A 16877-nucleotide genomic window follows, 5' to 3' on the forward strand; every position below is an offset into this window, starting at 1 on the left:
CGGATGATGGGGGGTGATGGTTACCGATCCCTTCTCGCCTGTCCCTTCCCGCCGATCCGTTCCCGCCGATCCGTTCCCGCCGATCCGTTCCCGCGAAGGCTGCGGGCGCCCCCCGTTCACCGTACCGCGACATTAAGCGGGACCTCCGGGGGATTTGCGGATTTCCCTCGGCCGGTGGATCGGGCGAGATAGGAGCTCATCCGCCGGGCGGGGGTTCGATGGCGCACGGTTCAGCACGGGACGGGAGGGGCGCCGTCGCGCCGGATCCGCCGGCCGCGATGCCCTACCTGCCCCAGCTCGACGGGGTGCGGGCCGTGGCCGCGCTCATCGTGTTCGTCGCCCATGCCGGCTTCAGCCACGTCGTGCCGGGCGGCTTCGGCGTCACGATCTTCTTCTTCCTGAGCGGCTACCTCATCACCACGCTGCTGCGCATCGAGCGGGCGGGGACCGGCGGGATCAGCCTGCCGGCCTTCTACCTGCGGCGCTCGCTGCGCATCCTGCCGCCCATGTACCTGACGCTGCTGTTCTCGGGGCTGCTCTACGGGCTCGGCCTCATGGGGCTGCGGGTCGATGCCGCGGCCATCGTCGGGCAGGCGACCTTCCTGACGAACTATCCGGGCCTGTTCGGCACCGAGCACGTCCTGCCGGTCCCGCTCTGGAGCCTCGCCATCGAGGAGCATTTCTACCTCGCCTTCCCGCTCGCCTACAGCCTCTGGCTCGGGCGCGCGCATCCGCGCCGGGCGGCGCGGATCTGCCTCGCGCTCTGCGGGCTCGTACTCGGCATCCGCTGCCTCAACGTCTGGCGGCTCGAGGATTACAGCCTGAACTACAGCTGGACCCACACCCGCATCGACGCGATCCTGTTCGGCTGCTGCCTCGGTCTCTGGAACAACCCCGTGATCGAGGGCGCGCGCGCCTGGCGGCCGCGGGGCTGGCATCTCGCGGCGGCGGGGGCGGTCATCCTCGGCACGCTCGTCCTGCGCGACGAGGCCTTCCGCCAGAGCCTGCGCTACACGCTCCAGAGCGCGGCGCTGTTCGTGCCCTTCGCCTTCGTCCTGCACGGGCGCGGCCTCGCGGTGCGGGTCCTCGCCTCGGCGCCGCTGCGCCGGATCGGGCTCTATTCCTACAGCCTCTACCTCGTGCACCCGACGGTCTTCGCGGTCGTCGAGCACCTGGCGCCGGGGCTCGGCCGGCTGCCCACCATGGCCGTGTGCTTCGCCCTCACGCTCGCCTACGCGGCGCTGATGTACGCGGCCGTCGAGCGCCCCTGCGCGCGCCTGCGCCGGCGCCTCCTCGAGGGAGGAGGCCGGCCCCCGCAGCCGAGCCTCGCGGCCGACGGCCGGTCCGCGGCCGCGGAGCTGCCTCTCACGCGCGCCTGAGCCGGTCGCGCCGGGCCTTGTGGTCGGGCGCGTGCCGGAAGGCGTCGCGGAAGGCGTGCCAGAGGGACTTGCGGCGGAACTCGGCGTCGAGCGGCAGGGCGCGCTGGGGCAGGCCGTCCGGCCGCTTCCGGTTCGGGTGGTCGTTGAGCCAGGTGTCCGGGTCCCAGATGTCCCAGGTCACCACGTTGAGGACGGCCGGTTCCGCGCAGACCACGTCGAGGAAGCGCCGGGCCATGTCGGTCACGCCCCGGTCGCGGGCCGCGATGTCGGCCGGGAAGGCGCGGTCGTCGAAGTCGAGCTCGGTGATCTCGATGCCGATGCCGAGCTGGCCGAGCTCGGCCAGGAAGCGCCGCAGCCTGCCCTGGTCGATCGGGATCGTGCTCGTCAGGTGCGATTGCAGGCCGAACCGGCGGATCGGCACGCCGCGGGCGAGCATGCCCTCGATCCGGCGCAGCACCAGGGTGCGCCGCGCCTCCATCCAGGGCACGTCCTGCTCCACGGCGTCCTCGTTCCAGGTGCCGGCGGCGCCCGGATCGACCTCGCGCAGGATGCGGAAGGCGAGGTCGATGTAGTCGGGCCCGAGCGCCCTGAGCCAGGGCGTCTCGCGCAGCCCGTCCGGCCGGCGCGGCTCGCCGATCGCCAGCACTTCGTTGACGACGTCCCAGGCCTCGATGCAGCCGCGCCAGTGCCCGGCCGCCGCCCCGATCCAGCGCCGCATGAAGTCCTCGGCCTGGGCGGCGCTGCTGCGGGCGAGCAGCGGGCTCACCCAGTCGGGCAGCGCGTCGTGCCAGATCAGCGTATGGCCGCGCATGCGCTGGCCGTTGGCGCGGGCGAACCGCAGGGTCTCGTCGCCCGCCCCGAAATCCTCGCCGCCGGGTCGCGGCAGCACCTCCACCATCTTCATCGCGGTGCCGCAGACGAGCATGCCGCACTCGCGCGCGACGGCGCGGCGGTAGGGGGCGAGCGCCAGCCGGTAATGGGGCACCTCCGCCCCGTAGGTCAGGCCCGCGCGGGCGGCGGCCGCCTGCAGGCTGTCCGGCACCCAGGAGGGCGGGCCGACCGGGCCGAACGCGGGTGCCCCGGCAAGGGCGCGCGGCGCGCCGATCAGGCTCGCGGCCCCGGCCAGGAGGGCGCGGCGGGTCGGTGATGCGGAACGCACGGCTGATGGATGACCCCCGGGATGCCCGGCATTGAAGCACGGGGGCGGCCCGCGCGCGAGCGCCCCTCGACAAAGGCGGGGCGCGCCCCACCCTCACGGCCGCAGCAGGAACGAGGAGAGACACGATGCCCGAGCATCCCGCGATCAGCCCCGGCCGCGCGGCCGTCGTGACGGGGGCGGCGAGCGGCATCGGGCTCGCGGCCGCCAAGGCCTTCGCGCGCAGGGGCATGAACGTCTGGCTCGCCGACCTGCCGGGCGATGCGCTCGAGGCGGCCCGTGCCGAGGTGGCGCGGCTCGCGGCCGTCGAGGTGCGGGCGGTACCCGCCGATGTCGGCCGGCGCGAGGCGATGGAGCAGCTGCGCGACGCGGTCCTGGCGCGGGGCGGCAGCCCGGCGCTCCTGATGCTGAACGCCGGCACCGAGAGCGGCGGAAAGCTCTTCTCCGACCTCGACCTCTGGCACCGCATCCTCGACACCAACCTGTGGGGCGTCGTGAACGGGATCGGCGCCTTCGTGCCCGGCATGGTCGGGGGCGGCGCGCCCGGCGCCGTGATCGTCACGGGCTCGAAGCAGGGCATCACCACGCCGCCGGGCAACACGCCCTACAACGTCTCGAAGGCGGGCGTCCGGGTGGTGACGGAGGCGCTCGCCCACGAGCTGCGCGGCCAGGGCGCGCGGATCAGCGCGCATCTCCTCGTCCCCGGCTTCGTCTATACGGGGCTGACCCGGGCCCGCGGCGTCGCCGAGAAGCCCGCGGGCGCCTGGACGCCCGAGGAGACGGTCGCCTTCATGCTGGAGCGCATGGAGGCGGGCGACTTCTACATCCTCTGCCCCGACAACGAGACGACCCGCGCGCAGGACGAGCGCCGCATCGCCTGGGCGGCCGGCGACATCATCGCGAACCGCCCGGCCCTGTCGCGCTGGCACCCGGACTTCGCCGAGGCGTTCCGGCGGCACATGGAGGGGTGAGCGGGGGCGCACCGCGGGCTCGTGAAGACCCGCCGTCTGGCGAAGGTCTTGCGAGGGGTATAATCCGGTCGCCGAAGCAGGGGCGCCTCGTGCGCCCGCTTCGAGGCCGCACGAACACGGGAGCCGCCCTTGGCCACCATCATCCCCGTCGCCTCCTTCGACTGCGTCGTCTTCGGCGCCACGGGAGACCTCACCACCCGCAAGCTCCTGCCGGCCCTCTACTACCGCTACAAGGACGGACAGATCCCGCCGACGAGCCGCATCATCGGCGCCTCGCGCTCCGAGATCACCGCGGACGCCTTCCGGGAGCGGGCGCGCGACGCCCTCAAGCGCTTCGTGCCGGGCCACGACCTCACCGAGGAGGCGCTCGCCGCCTTCATCGACCATCTCGACTACGTCGCGGTCGACGGCGCGGGCGAGGACGGCTGGGAGGCGCTCGCGGAGAAGCTCGCCGAGCGGCCGGACCAGGTGCGGCCCTACTACCTCGCCACCTCGCCCGACCTCTACGGCGCGATCTGCCGGAATCTCGCGCGTCACGGGCTGATCGGCGCGAAGAGCCGCGTCGTGCTCGAGAAGCCGATCGGCAAGGACCTGAAATCGGCCCGCGCCATCAACGACGCGGTGGGCGAGGTCTTCCCCGAGGAGCAGATCTTCCGCATCGACCACTATCTCGGCAAGGAGACGGTCCAGAACCTGCTGGCCCTGCGCTTCGCCAACACCATCTTCGAGCGGCTCTGGACGGCGGACGTGATCGACCACGTCCAGATCACGGTCGGCGAGACGGTCGGGGTCGAGGGGCGCGCGGGCTACTACGACACGTCGGGCGCGCTGCGCGACATGGTGCAGAACCACCTGCTGCAGCTCCTCTGCCTCACCGCGATGGAGAGCCCGCTCAACCTCGACGCGAACTCGGTGCGCGACGAGAAGCTGAAGGTGCTGCGTGCCCTGAAACCCATCACGCCCAACGACGTGCAGCACGTGACGGTGCGCGGCCAGTACGCGGCGGGCGCCGTCGATGGCAGGCCGGTGGAGGGCTACCTCACCGATCTCGGCCCCGGCTCGCAGAGCCGCACCGAGACCTTCGTGGCGCTCAAGCTCGAGGTCCAGTCCTGGCGCTGGGCCGGCGTGCCCTTCTACCTGCGCACCGGCAAGCGCCTGCCGCAGAAGATGTCCGAGATCGTCGTGCAGTTCCGCGCCTCGCCCTTCTCGATCTTCCCGGAGGAATCCTTCGGGCGCGAGCCGAACCGCCTCGTGATCCGCCTTCAGCCGAAGGAGGGCATGAAGCTCGAGGTGATGACGAAGGACCCGGGCCCCGGCGGCATGCGGCTGCGGCCCACGAATCTCGACATCTCCTTCGAGGAGACCTTCAAGCAGCGCTACCCGGACGCCTACGAGCGCCTGCTGATGGACGTGGTGCGGGGCAACCCGACCCTGTTCATGCGCCGCGACGAGGTCGAGGTCGCCTGGGCCTGGGCCGATTCGCTCCTCAAGGCCTGGGCCGACCGCCCGGAGGCCCCGCGCCCCTACCCGGCCGGCAGCTGGGGGCCGACCGCCGCCATCGCGCTGATCGAGCGCGACGGGCGCACCTGGCACGAGGACCTGCGCTGAGGGCTCGACGCCGATGAGGCAGGAGCCCGGGCCTCGCGCCCCGGGCTCCACCCGACGACCCTCCGGTATGCCGAGGGCCGCCCCCCGACCCTACCGACCGGTGGTCGAGGTCGATTCCACCGGCTTCTTGCCGGGCGCGTGCGCCCCGGCCCCGGGGGCGCCCGCGTTCCCGGTCAGAGCGGGTCCTGCGCGACGAGCGCGAAGGTGAGGAGATCGACCGAGGCCGCCCCGCCCCGCAGCAGGGCACGCGCGGCGGCGTTGGCGGTGGCGCCCGTCGTGGCGACGTCGTCGATCAGGAGCACGCGCCGGCCGGCGAGGCGCGGGCGCGCGGCCGGCGGCACCCGGAAGGCGCCCTGCAGGTTCGTGGCCCGCCCCGCGCGGCTGAGGCCCACCTGCGGGCGGGTCGCCCTGACGCGCGCGAGCGCCGCGGGCTCGTAGGGCAGGCCGGCGGCGCGCGCGATCGGCCGGGCGAGGAGCGCGGCCTGGTTGAAACGGCGGCGCCAGAGGCGCCAGCGGTGGAGCGGCACCGGCACCACGCACTCGGCCCGCGCGACGAGCTCCCGCCCGCTCGCCATCATCATGCGGGCCATCGGCACCGCGAGATCGAGCCGGTCCTCGTATTTGAGGCGCTGGACGAGGCCGCGCGCCGCCCCGTCGTAGAGGGCCACCGCCCGCGCCTGCCCGAAGACCGGCGGCTCCGCGATGGCGCGCGGCGACAGGATCGGGCCGATGCCGAGATCGAGGGCGAAGGGGGTGCCGTAGCGGGGGCAGACCGGCGCCTCGATCAGCCGCAGCGCGGCCCAGCAGGCGGGGCAGAGCGCGCCGGGATCGGCGGTGGCGGCGCCGCACCCGGCGCAGGTCGGCGGGTAGACGAGGCCGAGCGCGCCGCGCAGAAGTGCGCGGAGGGCGGGCACCGCTGCCGGGAACGGTGCCCGCATGCAACCTCAGTGGGTGATCTGCTGGGATTGCCGCGTCGGCCGCTCGTCGCGGGCCTGCTTGTTGGCCCGGTGGCGGCCGATCGCGCAGCCGGCCGCAGCGCCGAGCACGCCGTGGCCCGCCATGTGGCCGGCGACGCCGCCGACGATCGCGCCCTTGATGCAGCCCTTCGCCTCGGCGGTCGCGCTGTAGGTGAGGGCGGTGAGAACCATCGCGGTTCCGACGAGACTCTGCTTCATGGCTGGATACTCCCGGTGGGGTGGAGCGGGAAACGGCGATCCGGCTTCGCCGTTCCGGGCTCTCGCAAGCGTGATCATCGATGCGGGGCGAAACCGCCGCGCCGGCGCCGATAAGCCGGCCCGCCTCCGCGCCTGTCCGGGGCGCGCGATGGTTCCGACGCGCGCGATGGTTCCGCGCCGCCCGCGCATCACGACCGGCCCGGCGATGCGTTCGCGAGGCTGGCCTCCGCGCCGGCCGCGCGCCATCTTGGGCCCCCGATGGATTCACCGCTTCCCCTGTTCGACACGGCGCTCGCCCGCCGCCGGCTCGCCCGCGCGCGGGCCGCGGGCTACGCCGATTTCCTGGTCCGGCGCCTCGTCGAGGATCTCGACGACCGGCTCGGGGCCGTGCTGCGGCGCTTTGCCCGGGCGCTCGACCTCGCGACCCCGATCCCCGCCGCCGCCGAGCGGCTGCGCGCGGGCGGGCGCGCCGACCTCGTCCTGCGCCTCGCGCCCGTGCCGGAGGCGGGCGGGGGCTTGCGCGCGGTCGGCGACCCGGAGGCGCTGCCGATCGCGCCGGGGAGCCTCGACCTCGCGGTCTCGCTGCTCGCGCTCCAGCACGTGAACGACCTGCCGGGCGCCCTGGTGCAGCTGCGCCGCGCGCTCCGGCCGGACGGGCTCTTCCTCGGCTGCCTGCTCGGCGGCCGCACCCTGACCGAGCTGCGCCAGAGCTTCGGCGCCGCCGAGAGCGAGGTGGAGGGCGGGGTGAGCCCGCGCGTCGCGCCCTTCGCGGAGGTGCGCGAGATCGGCGGCCTGCTGCAGCGGGCCGGCTTCGCCCTGCCGGTCACCGACACCGACATCGTGACCGTGCGCTACCCGGACCCGTTCGCGCTGATGCGCGACCTGCGGGCGATGGGCCTGACGAACGCCCTGCGGGAGCGCCGCCGCACGCCTCTTCGCCGGGCGACCCTGCTGCGCGCCGCCGAGATCTACGCGGAGCGCTTCGCGGACCCGGACGGGCGCCTGCGCGCGAGCTTCGAGATCCTGTGGCTCTCCGGCTGGGCGCCGCACGAGAGCCAGCAGAAGCCGCTGAGGCCCGGCTCGGCCCAGGCGCGGCTCGCCGACGCGCTGAACACCCAGGAGATCTCGCCGCTCCCGCCGGGAGGCCGGGCGGACCCGACCGACAGGAGCCCGCGATGAGAGAGCCCGGCCCCGATCACCCGATCGCGATCACCCGCCATACGAGCCGCGTGCGCGTGAGCCTGAACGGCGTGGTGGTGGCGGACACGCAGGCCGCGCTGAGGCTCGCGGAGGCGAGCTACCTGCCGGTGCTCTACATCCCCCGGCAGGATGCCCGCTTCGACCTCTTCGCCCGGAGCACCCGTACCAGCCACTGCCCCTACAAGGGCCGCGCGAGCTACTACGATCTCGCGGTCGAGGGCACGCAGCGCGCGAACGCGGCCTGGAGCTACGAGGATCCCTTCCCGGCGGTCGCGGCCATCCGGGACCACCTCGCCTTCTATCCCGACAAGGTCGATGCGATCGAGGAGGTCTGATCCGCCGGCCGCTCGGTCCCTTCGGTTCGGCGCCAGCCTTCCCGCCCTCGACCTCATCCTGAGGCGCCGCAGCGAAGCGGAGCCTCGAAGGAGGCTTTCCGGGATCTCCGCGGCATCTGGAGCCCTCCTTCGCGGCCGCTGACGCGGCGCCTCAGGATCAGGTCGAGGGTTTGGAGCGCTGACCCGCACCGAAGGGATCACGCGGACTCGGCACGATACGCCGGCCGTCTGATCGAAGCGGCCGGCCTATCGGCAAGCCCGCGCGGCGCGTGACGCGAAGGCGATGTCCGCCATCGCGGAGCGATCGATCGGACATCGTATGATGCCCGCCCCGGGGCAAGCCCGGCAGCGGCCCTCCGAACGCCGCGCGGAAGGCGGCTCAGCGGCTCGCCGCGCCCGACTTGTCGAGGTCCTGCGCCATCTGGAGATGGTGGGCGAGCGCCGGCTCGGTCTTGCCGGCCCAGGCCTTCAGGTCGGCATTGTCGCCGCCCTTGGCGTAGCGCTGGAACAGGTCCACGGCGTCCTTGTGCGCCTTAACCTGATCGCTGTGGTACTGCTTGGTGAAGTCGGCGCCCTGAAGGCCCTTCAGCTTGTCGAGCTTGCCCTGGTGCGTCCCGTCGAGCTCCGTCGGCAGGCCGGCCTGCACCTTGCCGCCCTGGACCATGCCCTTCATCTCGCCGGACGTCTTCTGATGGTCGGTGATCATCTGCTTGGCGAAGGTCTTGGTCGCGTCGTCGCCGCGCTCGGAGGCGAGCTGGCTCGACTGGATCTCGAACATGTCGCTGACCGCGGCCTCCTTGACGAAATCCGCCGTCGAGGGGCTCGCGCCGACCAGCGTGTTGAGGCCGCTCTTCTCGCTCAGGGATTGCGCCAGCGCGGGCGTCGCCGCGAGAAGGCATGCTGCAACGATAGCGTGTTTTTTCATCGTCGTTTCCCTCCGAAGTTGATCGGAAGGACAAGGCATTTCCCGTGAGCGGGTTCCGCGGCGGGCTCCGCAGCGGCTGCCATCGGCGCGGCCCCGGCGCGAACATGGCGGCGGAGGCCGGCCAGCAGGCGGCCCTGTCATGAAATCTCACGAAGCCGTCGACGGATAGGGCCATCGTCAAGATCAGCCTCGCACGGCTTCCTCTTGGCAGTCTCGACTGGCTGTCTCCGCTTGGCAGTCTCCGCTTGGCGGTCTTCGCTAAACCAGCAGGGCGAACAGGTCCGTCTCCGTCGCCTCCGGGTTCGCGCCCGCCGCGGTGTAGACTTCCCACTGCAACCCGGTGCGCGCGCGTCCCTCGCAGCCGGCGAAGAGGCGCTCCCAGGCAGCCGGCAGGCCCGCGTAGGAGCCGGTCAGCTTCAGATGCGCCGCCTGACCGGCCGGCAGCGTGAGCAGGCTGACCTCGCCGGTCGCCGCGATCGGCCGGGGGACGAACAGACCGGGGGCGTAGTCGACGAGCCCGCCGTCGACCGGGCGCCAGACCGTCAGCGGCGGGCCGTCGGGCACGACGTCGGCGGCGCCCAGCGCCGCCTCCAGCAGCGGCCGCGCCCGTCGTTGCGCGTCGCCCATCTCGGCGTACCTGACGCGCCGGCGCACCACGGCCGCGAGGCGCGGCGCCACGTCGACGATCCTGACCGGGCTCATGGAGGCGCTCGTCGCGATCATGCGCCGGCTCCGGCCGCTTTGTCGCCCGGCCCGCTATCGATCATCCAGGGCACGCCGAAGCGGTCGACCAGCATGCCGAAGCGCTCGCTCCAGAAGGTCGGCTGCAAGGCCATCGTGACCTCGCCGCCCTCGGCGAGGGCCGCAAAGACGCGCTCGGCTTCCGCGACGCCGCTGGCCGCGACCTGGACGCAGAAGCCGCCCATGGGCTTGCCCCGGCCGGGCGGGGCATCGGAGCCCATCAGCTTGCGGTCACCGAGTTCGAGGCAGGCATGCATGATCTTGTCGTGCCACTCGGGCGGCACGTGGCAGGCGGAAGGCGTGCCGGCATGCTTGAGCATGTGCGTGATCTCGCCCCCCAGGATGCGCTGGTAGGCGCGGAACGCCTCCTCGCACCGACCGGACAGGAACAGGTACTGGTTCAGGTGCATGGGCGATCTCCTGCTGCGTGAAAGTACTCTTCGAGGCGGTCGAGCGTGCTGCTCCAGCCGTAGGCGTGACCGCCGGCGCTGCGCTCGCTGGCGAGGCCTTCCTGCGTCAGGGTCAGGCGGGTACGCCCGCCGGCCAAGCGCTCGAACCGGACGGTCACGATCGTCTCGACGCCCGGCCCGTCCTCGTGGTTGGTCCCCTCCCAGCGGAAGGTGAAGCGCAGCAGGTGCGGCGGATCGACGTCGAGATAGCGCCCGGATTGCCAGAGCTCGTCGCTGCCATCGCGTGCGGTCAGGCAGGCGCGCCAAGCGCCGCCGACCTGCAGGACGGCCTCGACCCGCGTGGCCGGCCATTCGACCGGGCCGAGCCAGCGAACCATCTCCTCCGGGCGCGCCCAGGCCTGCCACACGCGCTCCGGCGCCGCCGCGAATTCGCGCTCGACCACGAGCCGCGGACGGCCTGACAGCACCGGAGTGAGAGCGCTGACGGCACGCGGCGCCGTCATGGCGCGTCCGCCCGCTCGGCCGTCTCCGCGAGATGGGCGGCCAGACGGTCGAAGCTGCCCTCCCAGTGCCGGCGGCAGGCGTCGATCCAATTCTGCACGTCCGCGAACGCCTCGGGCTGGAGGCGCACGGGCCGTATCGCGGAGCGCTCTCCACGCGCGATCAGCCCGGCATGCTCCAACACCTTGAGGTGCTTGGCGACGCCGGGGGTGGTCATCGCGAGGGGACGGGCCAGGTCGCTGAGTGTCGTCTCGCCGAGCGCGAGCCGCCCGAGGATGGCCCTGCGGGTCGGGTCGGCGAGGGCGGCGAACTTGGCGCTGAGGAGATCCTGCATCGACTAAACCAGATAGCTAATTTACTGGTTGGTTTAATCGTACTCGCACGGCGCCGTCAAGCTGCCATCGGTCACCTCCGGAAAGTGGCCATGTCCCTCGCATTAGCCCGAGTCCGCGCGACCCTTCGGTGTGGGTAGGGGCTCTCAACCCTCGAGCTCATCCCACCCTCACCCTCATCCTGAGGCGCCGCGTCAGCGGCCTCGAAGGAGGGATCCAGCGGCCCTCGCGCTCCCTGGAGCCCTCCTCCGAGGCCTCCGCTGCGCTGCGGCGCCTCAGGATGAGGGGGAAGGTGGGCGACGGGCTGCTGCCCCCGGACCGGTCGGGCGCGAACGGAATGAGGGCGCTCTTCGCCGAAGTGGATGCCGGTTCGGCATCAACGAGTGGGTCAAAACAGGACCCAGCGGGGTCGGGCCACCGCTCAGATGGGCGCCGAAATGAGCCTGCAGATTCCGGCCTACAACATGAAGCGGATGATCCAGATCTTCGGGGTCGAACAGCTGCTCACGGCGATTCGAGCCTGAGCATCACGCGCTCGCCTACCCGCAAGACCTGCCTGTAGCCCGCAGAGACGAGAGCCATGTTCTCACACGGCCTCGGCGGGAAGCGGTCCCCGGCGGCGGGTGCCCGGTGTCGGATCCTGACCGCTAGCCCCCGGCGACCAGGCTCCAGAAGCCGGACTTGCGGCCGTGCGCCCGGCGCAGCCCCTCGCGATAGGCGGCCGGGTCGGGGTCGAGGCTGCCGCCTTCGAGGCGGTTCGAGAGCCCGTCGAGCAGCGCGAGGTAGCGCGCGGCGTGCGCGTAGGCGTGGCCGCGCCCGTGTTCCAGGATGTCGTCGATCAGGAGGCGGTAGAGAAAGGCGGCTTCCCGCGGGTGGGCCTCCTCCAGGGCCTCGGCGGCGGGGGCCAGCACCTCGTAGCGCGAACCCTCCCAATCCGCGCGGCGGTCGCGCACGAGACGGGCGGCGGCGTCGAGGTTCGGCCAGTTGATCAGGAAGGTCAGCGCCCGGTAGGGCTGCGGATGGGCTAAGGCATGCGCGAAGGCGCGCTCCAGCGCCTCGTCGTCCTCGAAATCCGGGAGCTTGGCGAGGTGGTCGCGCAGCATCTCCCGGTCGAGGGTCTCCTCGAAGCGCCGCCAGCGCAGGGCCTGCGCCTCGTCCCGCCGCCCGAGCGCGTCGAGGGCACGGATCTCGAGCGCGACGCTCGTCCGCTCCGCATTCCCCGGCGCCGGCGCTCCCGCGATCAGATCCGCGCGGGTCAGCGTGCGGCCCCGCCCCGGCGGCCGCCGGAGCCAGTCGAGGGCCTCCGCGGCGCGGCCCGCCCCGAGCAGCCGCTCGCCCAGAGCGGCACGGTCCGGCTGATCGGGCGCGATCTCGGCTTCGAGCCGGATGAAGCCGTCGACGTCGCCGCGCCGGTCCGCCAGATCCTGGCGCAGCCGCAGCAGGCCGGTCCGCGCGGAGCGGCTCTGCCAGTCCCGCGGGGCGGCCGGATCCCGCGGCGGCGGCAGCGCCGCGGCGGCGCCCGCGAGCGCCGCGTCGAGGGCGCCGAGCGCGGCCTCGGGCAGGCGGGGGATCAGGTCCGCGAGCAGCACGCCGAAGAGGCCGTCGGGCCGGCGCGCGAGCCGCGGCACGAGCGAGAGGGCGAAGCGCTCGGCCGCCTCCGCCGGAAGCGCGGCCGCGATCTCGACCGCGGCGTCCGCCGCGCGCTCGTAGACGCCCTCCGTCAACCCGAGGCTGTCGTCCACCCGCTCCAGGACGGAATCGGCGCCGGAGAGGAAGCGCGCGAGCCGGTCGAGCGCCGCGGCCGGGTCGAGGGGGCGCAGTTCGTTGAGGATGACCGAGACGGTGGCGTTGAGGTCGGCCGTGAAGGCGCGCCGCTTCTGCCAGTCGATGTAGCCGCGCGCGCCCTCGAGCGCGGTGAGGCGCCGGTCGACGATCGCCGCGACGGCGTCCGGCCCCTGCAGGGCGGCGAGCGCCGCGCTGACGAGCTTCTTGAAGGCGGGGTTGCGGGCGGTCTCGCCGAGGATCAGGCCGATCAGCCGGTCCGGCCCGAGCGCCGCCAGGGTCTCGGCCGAGGGCGTGGTGCGGCGCGTCCCCTTGCGCTTCGGCGCCGGCTCCGGTGCCTCGGGAACCGGGTCCTGGCGAGCCGATGCCCTACGCGCCATTCCGGGTCTCCCTCGCCGCCCCGCGGCCGGAGCGGCGCCGCGGGCCGCCGAGCCTCGGCGCGGGCGGGCGCCGCGTCAACGCCGGACCGACCTCAGTCCTCGACCTTCGCGTTCGGGCGATCGTTGCCCCGGGCGGTCTCGTCGTGCCAGGCGCCCTGGGCGTCCTGGTAGCGGATGCCCTCGGTGGAGCCCGGCACCCGCTGCTCGGCCGCGGCCGCCCGGGCCGCGCGCAACGCCGCATCGTGGCTCGGGAAGGTCTCGGAGAAGACGTCGCCCACCTTGTAGGCGAAGCCGCCGTCATGCTCGACGATGCGGTAGGTGACCTCGGTCATGGTGGCTCCTCGCGGCTGGCCGGCCTCCGTGGAGCGCCAACACGCGGGCCGGCGTCCCCGTTCCTCCGGCCCCGCCCTCAGTGCCGGGTCGGCGCAAGCGCCCCGAGCCGCGCCACCGCCGCCTCGCAGCCCGCGATCAGCGAGCCGCGGACATCGTCGGCCGCGTAGCCGACGCGATCGGGGAACGCCATCAGGTGGGTCGCGCCGTCGCCGTCGCGGCGGATGCGGGCGACCCAGCCCTCGGGCGTGCGCTCGAAGCGCACCTCGAAGGTGACGCCGTCCTGCTCGAACCGGTGCGGTTCCATCCCATTCCCCTGTCGGTTCGCCCCGGCGCAGCCTGTGGGCCGGGATCCGCTGCTCCATCTGGTATGCGGTCGGACGCGGCGGAAGGGCTTCCCGGCCGCCGTGCGGCCAGGGCCACGGAATTTCATGATTTGTTCAACGAGGCGCGCCACGCGCGTCCGCCTCGCCCTCGCGGCCAGCCTGCTCGGCGCGGTGACGCGCCGGGGCCGCTAGGCCCTGTCGAGTTCCGCCGCGATGGCGCTGATCACCCGCGGATCGGTCGGCTCGACCTGCGTGGCGAAGGCGCTCGCCAGCGTCCCGTCGCGCGCGACGAGGTATTTGTGGAAGTTCCAACGCGGCGTCTCGCCCGGCTTCTCGGCCGCCGCCCACTGATAGAACGGGTGGGCGCCCGGCATCCTCACCCGGGTCTTGGCGGTCATCGGGAAGGTGACGCCGTGGTTCTTGCGGGCGGCCTCGACGATGGCCGCGCCGTCGAGGGGCTCCTGGTTGCCGAAATCCGGGGACGGCACGCCGATCACCGTCAGGCCGCGGTCCTGGAAGCGGGTCCACAGGGTCTGCATCCCGGCAAGCTGGCCGGCGAAGCCGCAGGCCGTAGCGGTGTTGACGACGAGGATCGGTTTGCCGGCAAATTCGCTGAGCGGCAGGGTGCCGCCCTCCGGCCGGTCGAACGCGAAGGTGCTCGCCCTGGCGTCGGCGAGGCCCACCGCTCGGGCAGGGCTCGCCATGAGGCTGCCCAGGAGGATCACGGCTTCGCGACGGCGCATGAGCATGGCATTCGGCTCCCGGCAGATCCATTCGGATTCTAGCCGGCTTGCGCCCCGCGTCCATGCGACCGATGGGAACCTTTGGCTGGCCTTGGCTTTGTGCGGGTGCACAATCCCGGCCCGATCGTCCGACTTCCGAAAGTTCATCCCATGCGCAGCCTGCTCGTCGCGACAGCCCTCCTCACGACTGGCGCGACCGCCGCCTTCGCCCAAGCCCAGGACGCGGCTCAGCCGCCGACGACGCAGCCGGCGCCCGCCGAGAAGGCCGCGCCGGCTCCCGACGCCGCGCCGGCTCCGGCCAAGCCCGCGACGCTCGCCGACGACCTGCGCCCGACCTTCGTGACCCAGTCTCCGAGCGACATGGTGGCCTCGAAGCTGATCGGCCTGACCATCCAGAACGCGGCGAACGAGACCATCGGCGAGATCGCCGACGTGGTGCTCGATGAGGGAGCCAAGGTGAAGTCCTGGGTCGTCGGCGTCGGGGGCTTCCTGGGTATCGGCACGAAGTACGTCGCCATCGACCCGAGCGCGATGAAGATCGTCCGCACCGACGCCAAGACGCTCAAGGCGACGATCAACACCGACAAGGACCAGCTGCGCGCCGCACCCGAATACGTCTATCTCGGCAAGGAGAAGGCGGGGGAGAAGAAGTAGGGCGGCGGGCTCAGCCGCGGCTCGCCAGGGCCTCGCGCACGGTGCTCGCGAGCGCGCCGTCGCGCGCGTGCTGGGAGACCAGCAGCGCGTCGGGCACGAGTTCCGCCGCCTCGGCCTCCGCTAGGTCGCTCGCCAGGACGATGCGCAGGCCCGGCCGGAGCGCGCGCGCCTCGACGGCGAGCTGCGAGCAGCACAATTCGCCCTCGAGAGAGACATCCGCCACCAGCACGTCGACAGGCAGGCCGAGAACAAGGACCGTGAGGGCGTCGACGCCGCAATCGCAGGCCGTGGCACTGTAGCCGGCCCGGCGGATCTGCCCCGCGATCTCGTCGCGCCATTGCTTCTGGCGGCCAGCGATGAGGACCTGAACGCCGTAGGCACCCCCCTGGGACGCGGCCGGGTTCATGATTGCGGATCCGACTTCAGGACGCGACATCCCGCCCTCGACTTCGCGTTCGCATTGCATCGCAGCATGCTATTCTGGACACGAGAGGCGTTTCAAGCCCTCTGCCGCAATCGCGCCGCAATGGTGAACCGGCTGCCCGCGAAACGGGCAGTTCCGCCCCTCCATCCTGCGGTTGACGCGGGGCCTCGGCACGGGGCAACACGGCCGCGCCGCCGGACCGACGGCGGAGAGCCGGAGCCGTGGAACCGATGTCGTCCGCCAAGTCGCCCCCTGTCTCGCCGCTCGCCCCCGAATCAGTGCCGGATCTGCCGCCGGTTCGCGGCGTGCATCTCGCGACCGCCCAGGCCGGCATCCGCTATTCCGGGCGCACCGATGTGCTCTTCGCGGGCCTTGCCGAGGGCACGCGGGCGGCCGGCGTGTTCACCCGCTCGAGATGTCCGTCCGCCCCGGTCGATTGGTGCCGCGAGGCCCTGGGCGGCGGTTCGGCCCGGGCGCTCGTGGTCAATTCGGGCAATGCCAACGCCTTCACGGGCCTGAAGGGTCGCGAGGCCGTGGCGCTCACCGCGCGCATCGCCGCGCAGGCCGCGGGCTGCCGCGAGGACGAGATCTTCATCGCCTCGACGGGCGTGATCGGCGAGCCGCTCGATGCCACGAAGTTCGACGGCGTCCTGGCCGAGTGCGCGGCGCGCGCCGAGGACGGCTCCGCCGCCTGGAGCGCGGCCGCGCGCGCCATCATGACCACCGACACCTTCCCGAAGCTCGCGACCCGCACGGCCGAGATCGCGGGCACGCGGGTCACGATCAACGGCATCGCCAAGGGAGCCGGCATGATCGCCCCCGACATGGCGACGATGCTGGCCTTCGTCTTCACCGACGCGGCCCTGCCGCAGCCCGTGCTGCAGACGCTGCTCGCCGAAGGCACGGGCAAGAGCTTCAACTGTGTCACGGTCGACGGCGACACCTCGACCTCTGACACCCTGATGCTGTTCGCGACCGGCGCGGCAGGCAACGCGCCTGTCACGGACGCCGCCGATTCGCGGCTCGCGGGCCTCCGGGCGGCCCTCGACGAGCTCCTGGTCGAGCTGGCGCAACTCGTCGCCCGGGACGGCGAGGGCGCACGCAAGTTCGTCACCGTGGAGGTCGGCGGCGCCGAGAGCGACGCCTCGGCCCGCCGCATCGCGCTGTCGATCGCCAACTCGCCGCTCGTGAAGACCGCGGTCGCGGGCGAGGACGCGAACTGGGGCCGCGTCGTCATGGCTGTCGGCAAGGCCGGCGAGCCCGCCGACCGCGACCGACTCGCGATCTGGTTCGGCGACGTGCGGGTGGCGGTCGCGGGCGCCCGCGATCCCGACTACAGCGAGGCGGCGGCGAGCGCCGTGATGCGCGAGCCGAACGTGACGGTGCGGGTCGATCTCGGCCTCGGCCAGGGCAGGGCCCGTGTCTGGACCTGCGACCTGACCAAGGGCTACGTCGAGATCAACGGCGATTATCGCTCGTGAGGCTGCCCTGCCTGCGCCTGTCCG

20 protein-coding genes are annotated in these 16877 nt (G+C 72.9%); 7 read left to right on the plus strand and 13 right to left on the minus strand.

Annotation, left to right across the window (positions count from 1 at the left end; genetic code table 11):
* The first annotated feature begins 218 nt into the window (after positions 1-218).
* Complete coding sequence (locus WDW90_RS03675) at positions 219-1379, plus strand: acyltransferase family protein (protein WP_336485904.1); 1161 nt, start codon at positions 219-221, stop codon at positions 1377-1379.
* Here the strand turns inward: WDW90_RS03675 and WDW90_RS03680 are convergent.
* Entirely contained in the window at positions 1366-2538 is a 1173-nt protein-coding gene (locus WDW90_RS03680) for an endo-1,4-beta-xylanase (RefSeq protein ID WP_336485905.1), read from the minus strand. The genes WDW90_RS03675 and WDW90_RS03680 overlap by 14 nt on opposite strands.
* A 125-nt stretch (positions 2539-2663) precedes the next feature.
* Between WDW90_RS03680 and WDW90_RS03685 the strand changes: the two genes are divergently transcribed.
* Both WDW90_RS03685 and zwf read left to right on the plus strand, forming a co-directional pair.
* On the plus strand, positions 2664-3506 hold the full coding sequence (locus WDW90_RS03685; protein ID WP_336485906.1) for an SDR family NAD(P)-dependent oxidoreductase: 843 nt from the start codon (positions 2664-2666) through the stop codon (positions 3504-3506).
* A 129-nt stretch (positions 3507-3635) separates the two neighbouring features.
* Positions 3636-5114 (plus strand): glucose-6-phosphate dehydrogenase, encoded by a 1479-nt coding sequence (gene zwf / locus WDW90_RS03690; protein ID WP_336485907.1) that lies wholly within the window; start codon positions 3636-3638, stop codon positions 5112-5114.
* Between the two features lie 173 nt (positions 5115-5287).
* Here zwf and WDW90_RS03695 read toward each other — a convergent pair whose 3' ends face one another.
* Complete coding sequence (locus WDW90_RS03695; RefSeq protein WP_336485908.1) at positions 5288-6052, minus strand: ComF family protein; 765 nt, start codon at positions 6050-6052, stop codon at positions 5288-5290.
* A 6-nt stretch (positions 6053-6058) separates the two neighbouring features.
* Positions 6059-6289, minus strand: a complete 231-nt coding sequence (locus WDW90_RS03700; RefSeq protein ID WP_336485909.1) for a hypothetical protein — start codon at positions 6287-6289, stop codon at positions 6059-6061.
* A 258-nt stretch (positions 6290-6547) separates the two neighbouring features.
* On the opposite strand from WDW90_RS03700, the gene WDW90_RS03705 reads away from it, so the two are divergent.
* Together WDW90_RS03705 and WDW90_RS03710 are read left to right on the plus strand one after the other, a co-directional pair.
* The gene (locus WDW90_RS03705) at positions 6548-7468 is read left to right on the plus strand and encodes a methyltransferase domain-containing protein (RefSeq protein WP_336485910.1); all 921 of its coding nucleotides are present in this window, start codon (positions 6548-6550) and stop codon (positions 7466-7468) included.
* The gene (locus tag WDW90_RS03710; RefSeq protein ID WP_336485911.1) at positions 7465-7824 is read left to right on the plus strand and encodes a DUF427 domain-containing protein; all 360 of its coding nucleotides are present in this window, start codon (positions 7465-7467) and stop codon (positions 7822-7824) included. The genes WDW90_RS03705 and WDW90_RS03710 overlap by 4 nt, the downstream gene beginning before the upstream one ends.
* A 379-nt stretch (positions 7825-8203) precedes the next feature.
* On the opposite strand, the gene WDW90_RS03715 is transcribed toward WDW90_RS03710, so the two are convergent.
* The 9 genes from WDW90_RS03715 to WDW90_RS03755 form a co-directional block, all read right to left on the minus strand.
* The gene (locus WDW90_RS03715) at positions 8204-8749 is read right to left on the minus strand and encodes a DUF4142 domain-containing protein (RefSeq protein ID WP_336485912.1); all 546 of its coding nucleotides are present in this window, start codon (positions 8747-8749) and stop codon (positions 8204-8206) included.
* Between the two features lie 258 nt (positions 8750-9007).
* A complete protein-coding gene (locus WDW90_RS03720) occupies positions 9008-9472 on the minus strand; it encodes a GyrI-like domain-containing protein (RefSeq protein WP_336485913.1) in 465 nt (154 codons plus the stop codon).
* Complete coding sequence (locus WDW90_RS03725; RefSeq protein WP_336485914.1) at positions 9469-9900, minus strand: VOC family protein; 432 nt, start codon at positions 9898-9900, stop codon at positions 9469-9471. Before WDW90_RS03725 ends, WDW90_RS03720 begins: the two co-directional genes overlap by 4 nt.
* Positions 9891-10403, minus strand: coding sequence for an SRPBCC family protein (locus WDW90_RS03730; RefSeq protein ID WP_336485915.1), 513 nt, complete (start codon positions 10401-10403; stop codon positions 9891-9893). Before WDW90_RS03730 ends, WDW90_RS03725 begins: the two co-directional genes overlap by 10 nt.
* On the minus strand, positions 10400-10735 hold the full coding sequence (locus tag WDW90_RS03735; protein ID WP_336485916.1) for an ArsR/SmtB family transcription factor: 336 nt from the start codon (positions 10733-10735) through the stop codon (positions 10400-10402). The genes WDW90_RS03730 and WDW90_RS03735 overlap by 4 nt, the downstream gene beginning before the upstream one ends.
* A gap of 645 nt (positions 10736-11380) precedes the next feature.
* Positions 11381-12895 carry a DUF6880 family protein gene (locus WDW90_RS03740; protein WP_336485917.1) on the minus strand — a complete coding sequence of 505 codons (1515 nt, stop codon included), beginning with the start codon at positions 12893-12895 and terminating at the stop codon, positions 11381-11383.
* 92 nt (positions 12896-12987) lie between these two features.
* Positions 12988-13227 carry a hypothetical protein gene (locus tag WDW90_RS03745; protein ID WP_336485918.1) on the minus strand — a complete coding sequence of 80 codons (240 nt, stop codon included), beginning with the start codon at positions 13225-13227 and terminating at the stop codon, positions 12988-12990.
* Between the two features lie 77 nt (positions 13228-13304).
* Positions 13305-13532: a hypothetical protein gene (locus WDW90_RS03750; RefSeq protein WP_336485919.1), complete on the minus strand. Its 228-nt coding sequence runs from the start codon at positions 13530-13532 to the stop codon at positions 13305-13307.
* 207 nt (positions 13533-13739) lie between these two features.
* Entirely contained in the window at positions 13740-14300 is a 561-nt protein-coding gene (locus tag WDW90_RS03755) for a glutathione peroxidase (RefSeq protein WP_336485920.1), read from the minus strand.
* A 144-nt stretch (positions 14301-14444) separates the two neighbouring features.
* Here WDW90_RS03755 and WDW90_RS03760 point away from each other — a divergent pair, with 144 nt between their 5' ends.
* Positions 14445-14948, plus strand: a complete 504-nt coding sequence (locus tag WDW90_RS03760) for a PRC-barrel domain-containing protein (RefSeq protein ID WP_336485921.1) — start codon at positions 14445-14447, stop codon at positions 14946-14948.
* A gap of 10 nt (positions 14949-14958) precedes the next feature.
* Here the strand turns inward: WDW90_RS03760 and WDW90_RS03765 are convergent, their stop codons facing one another.
* Positions 14959-15354: a response regulator gene (locus WDW90_RS03765; RefSeq protein ID WP_336485922.1), complete on the minus strand. Its 396-nt coding sequence runs from the start codon at positions 15352-15354 to the stop codon at positions 14959-14961.
* A gap of 248 nt (positions 15355-15602) precedes the next feature.
* On the opposite strand from WDW90_RS03765, the gene argJ reads away from it, so the two are divergent.
* Positions 15603-16853 carry a bifunctional glutamate N-acetyltransferase/amino-acid acetyltransferase ArgJ gene (gene argJ / locus WDW90_RS03770; RefSeq protein ID WP_336485923.1) on the plus strand — a complete coding sequence of 417 codons (1251 nt, stop codon included), beginning with the start codon at positions 15603-15605 and terminating at the stop codon, positions 16851-16853.
* Positions 16854-16877 lie beyond the last annotated feature (24 nt).

Origin of the sequence: Methylobacterium nigriterrae (assembly GCF_037106235.1) — a bacterium.
GTDB classification, from domain to species: Bacteria; Pseudomonadota; Alphaproteobacteria; order Rhizobiales; family Beijerinckiaceae; genus Methylobacterium; species Methylobacterium nigriterrae.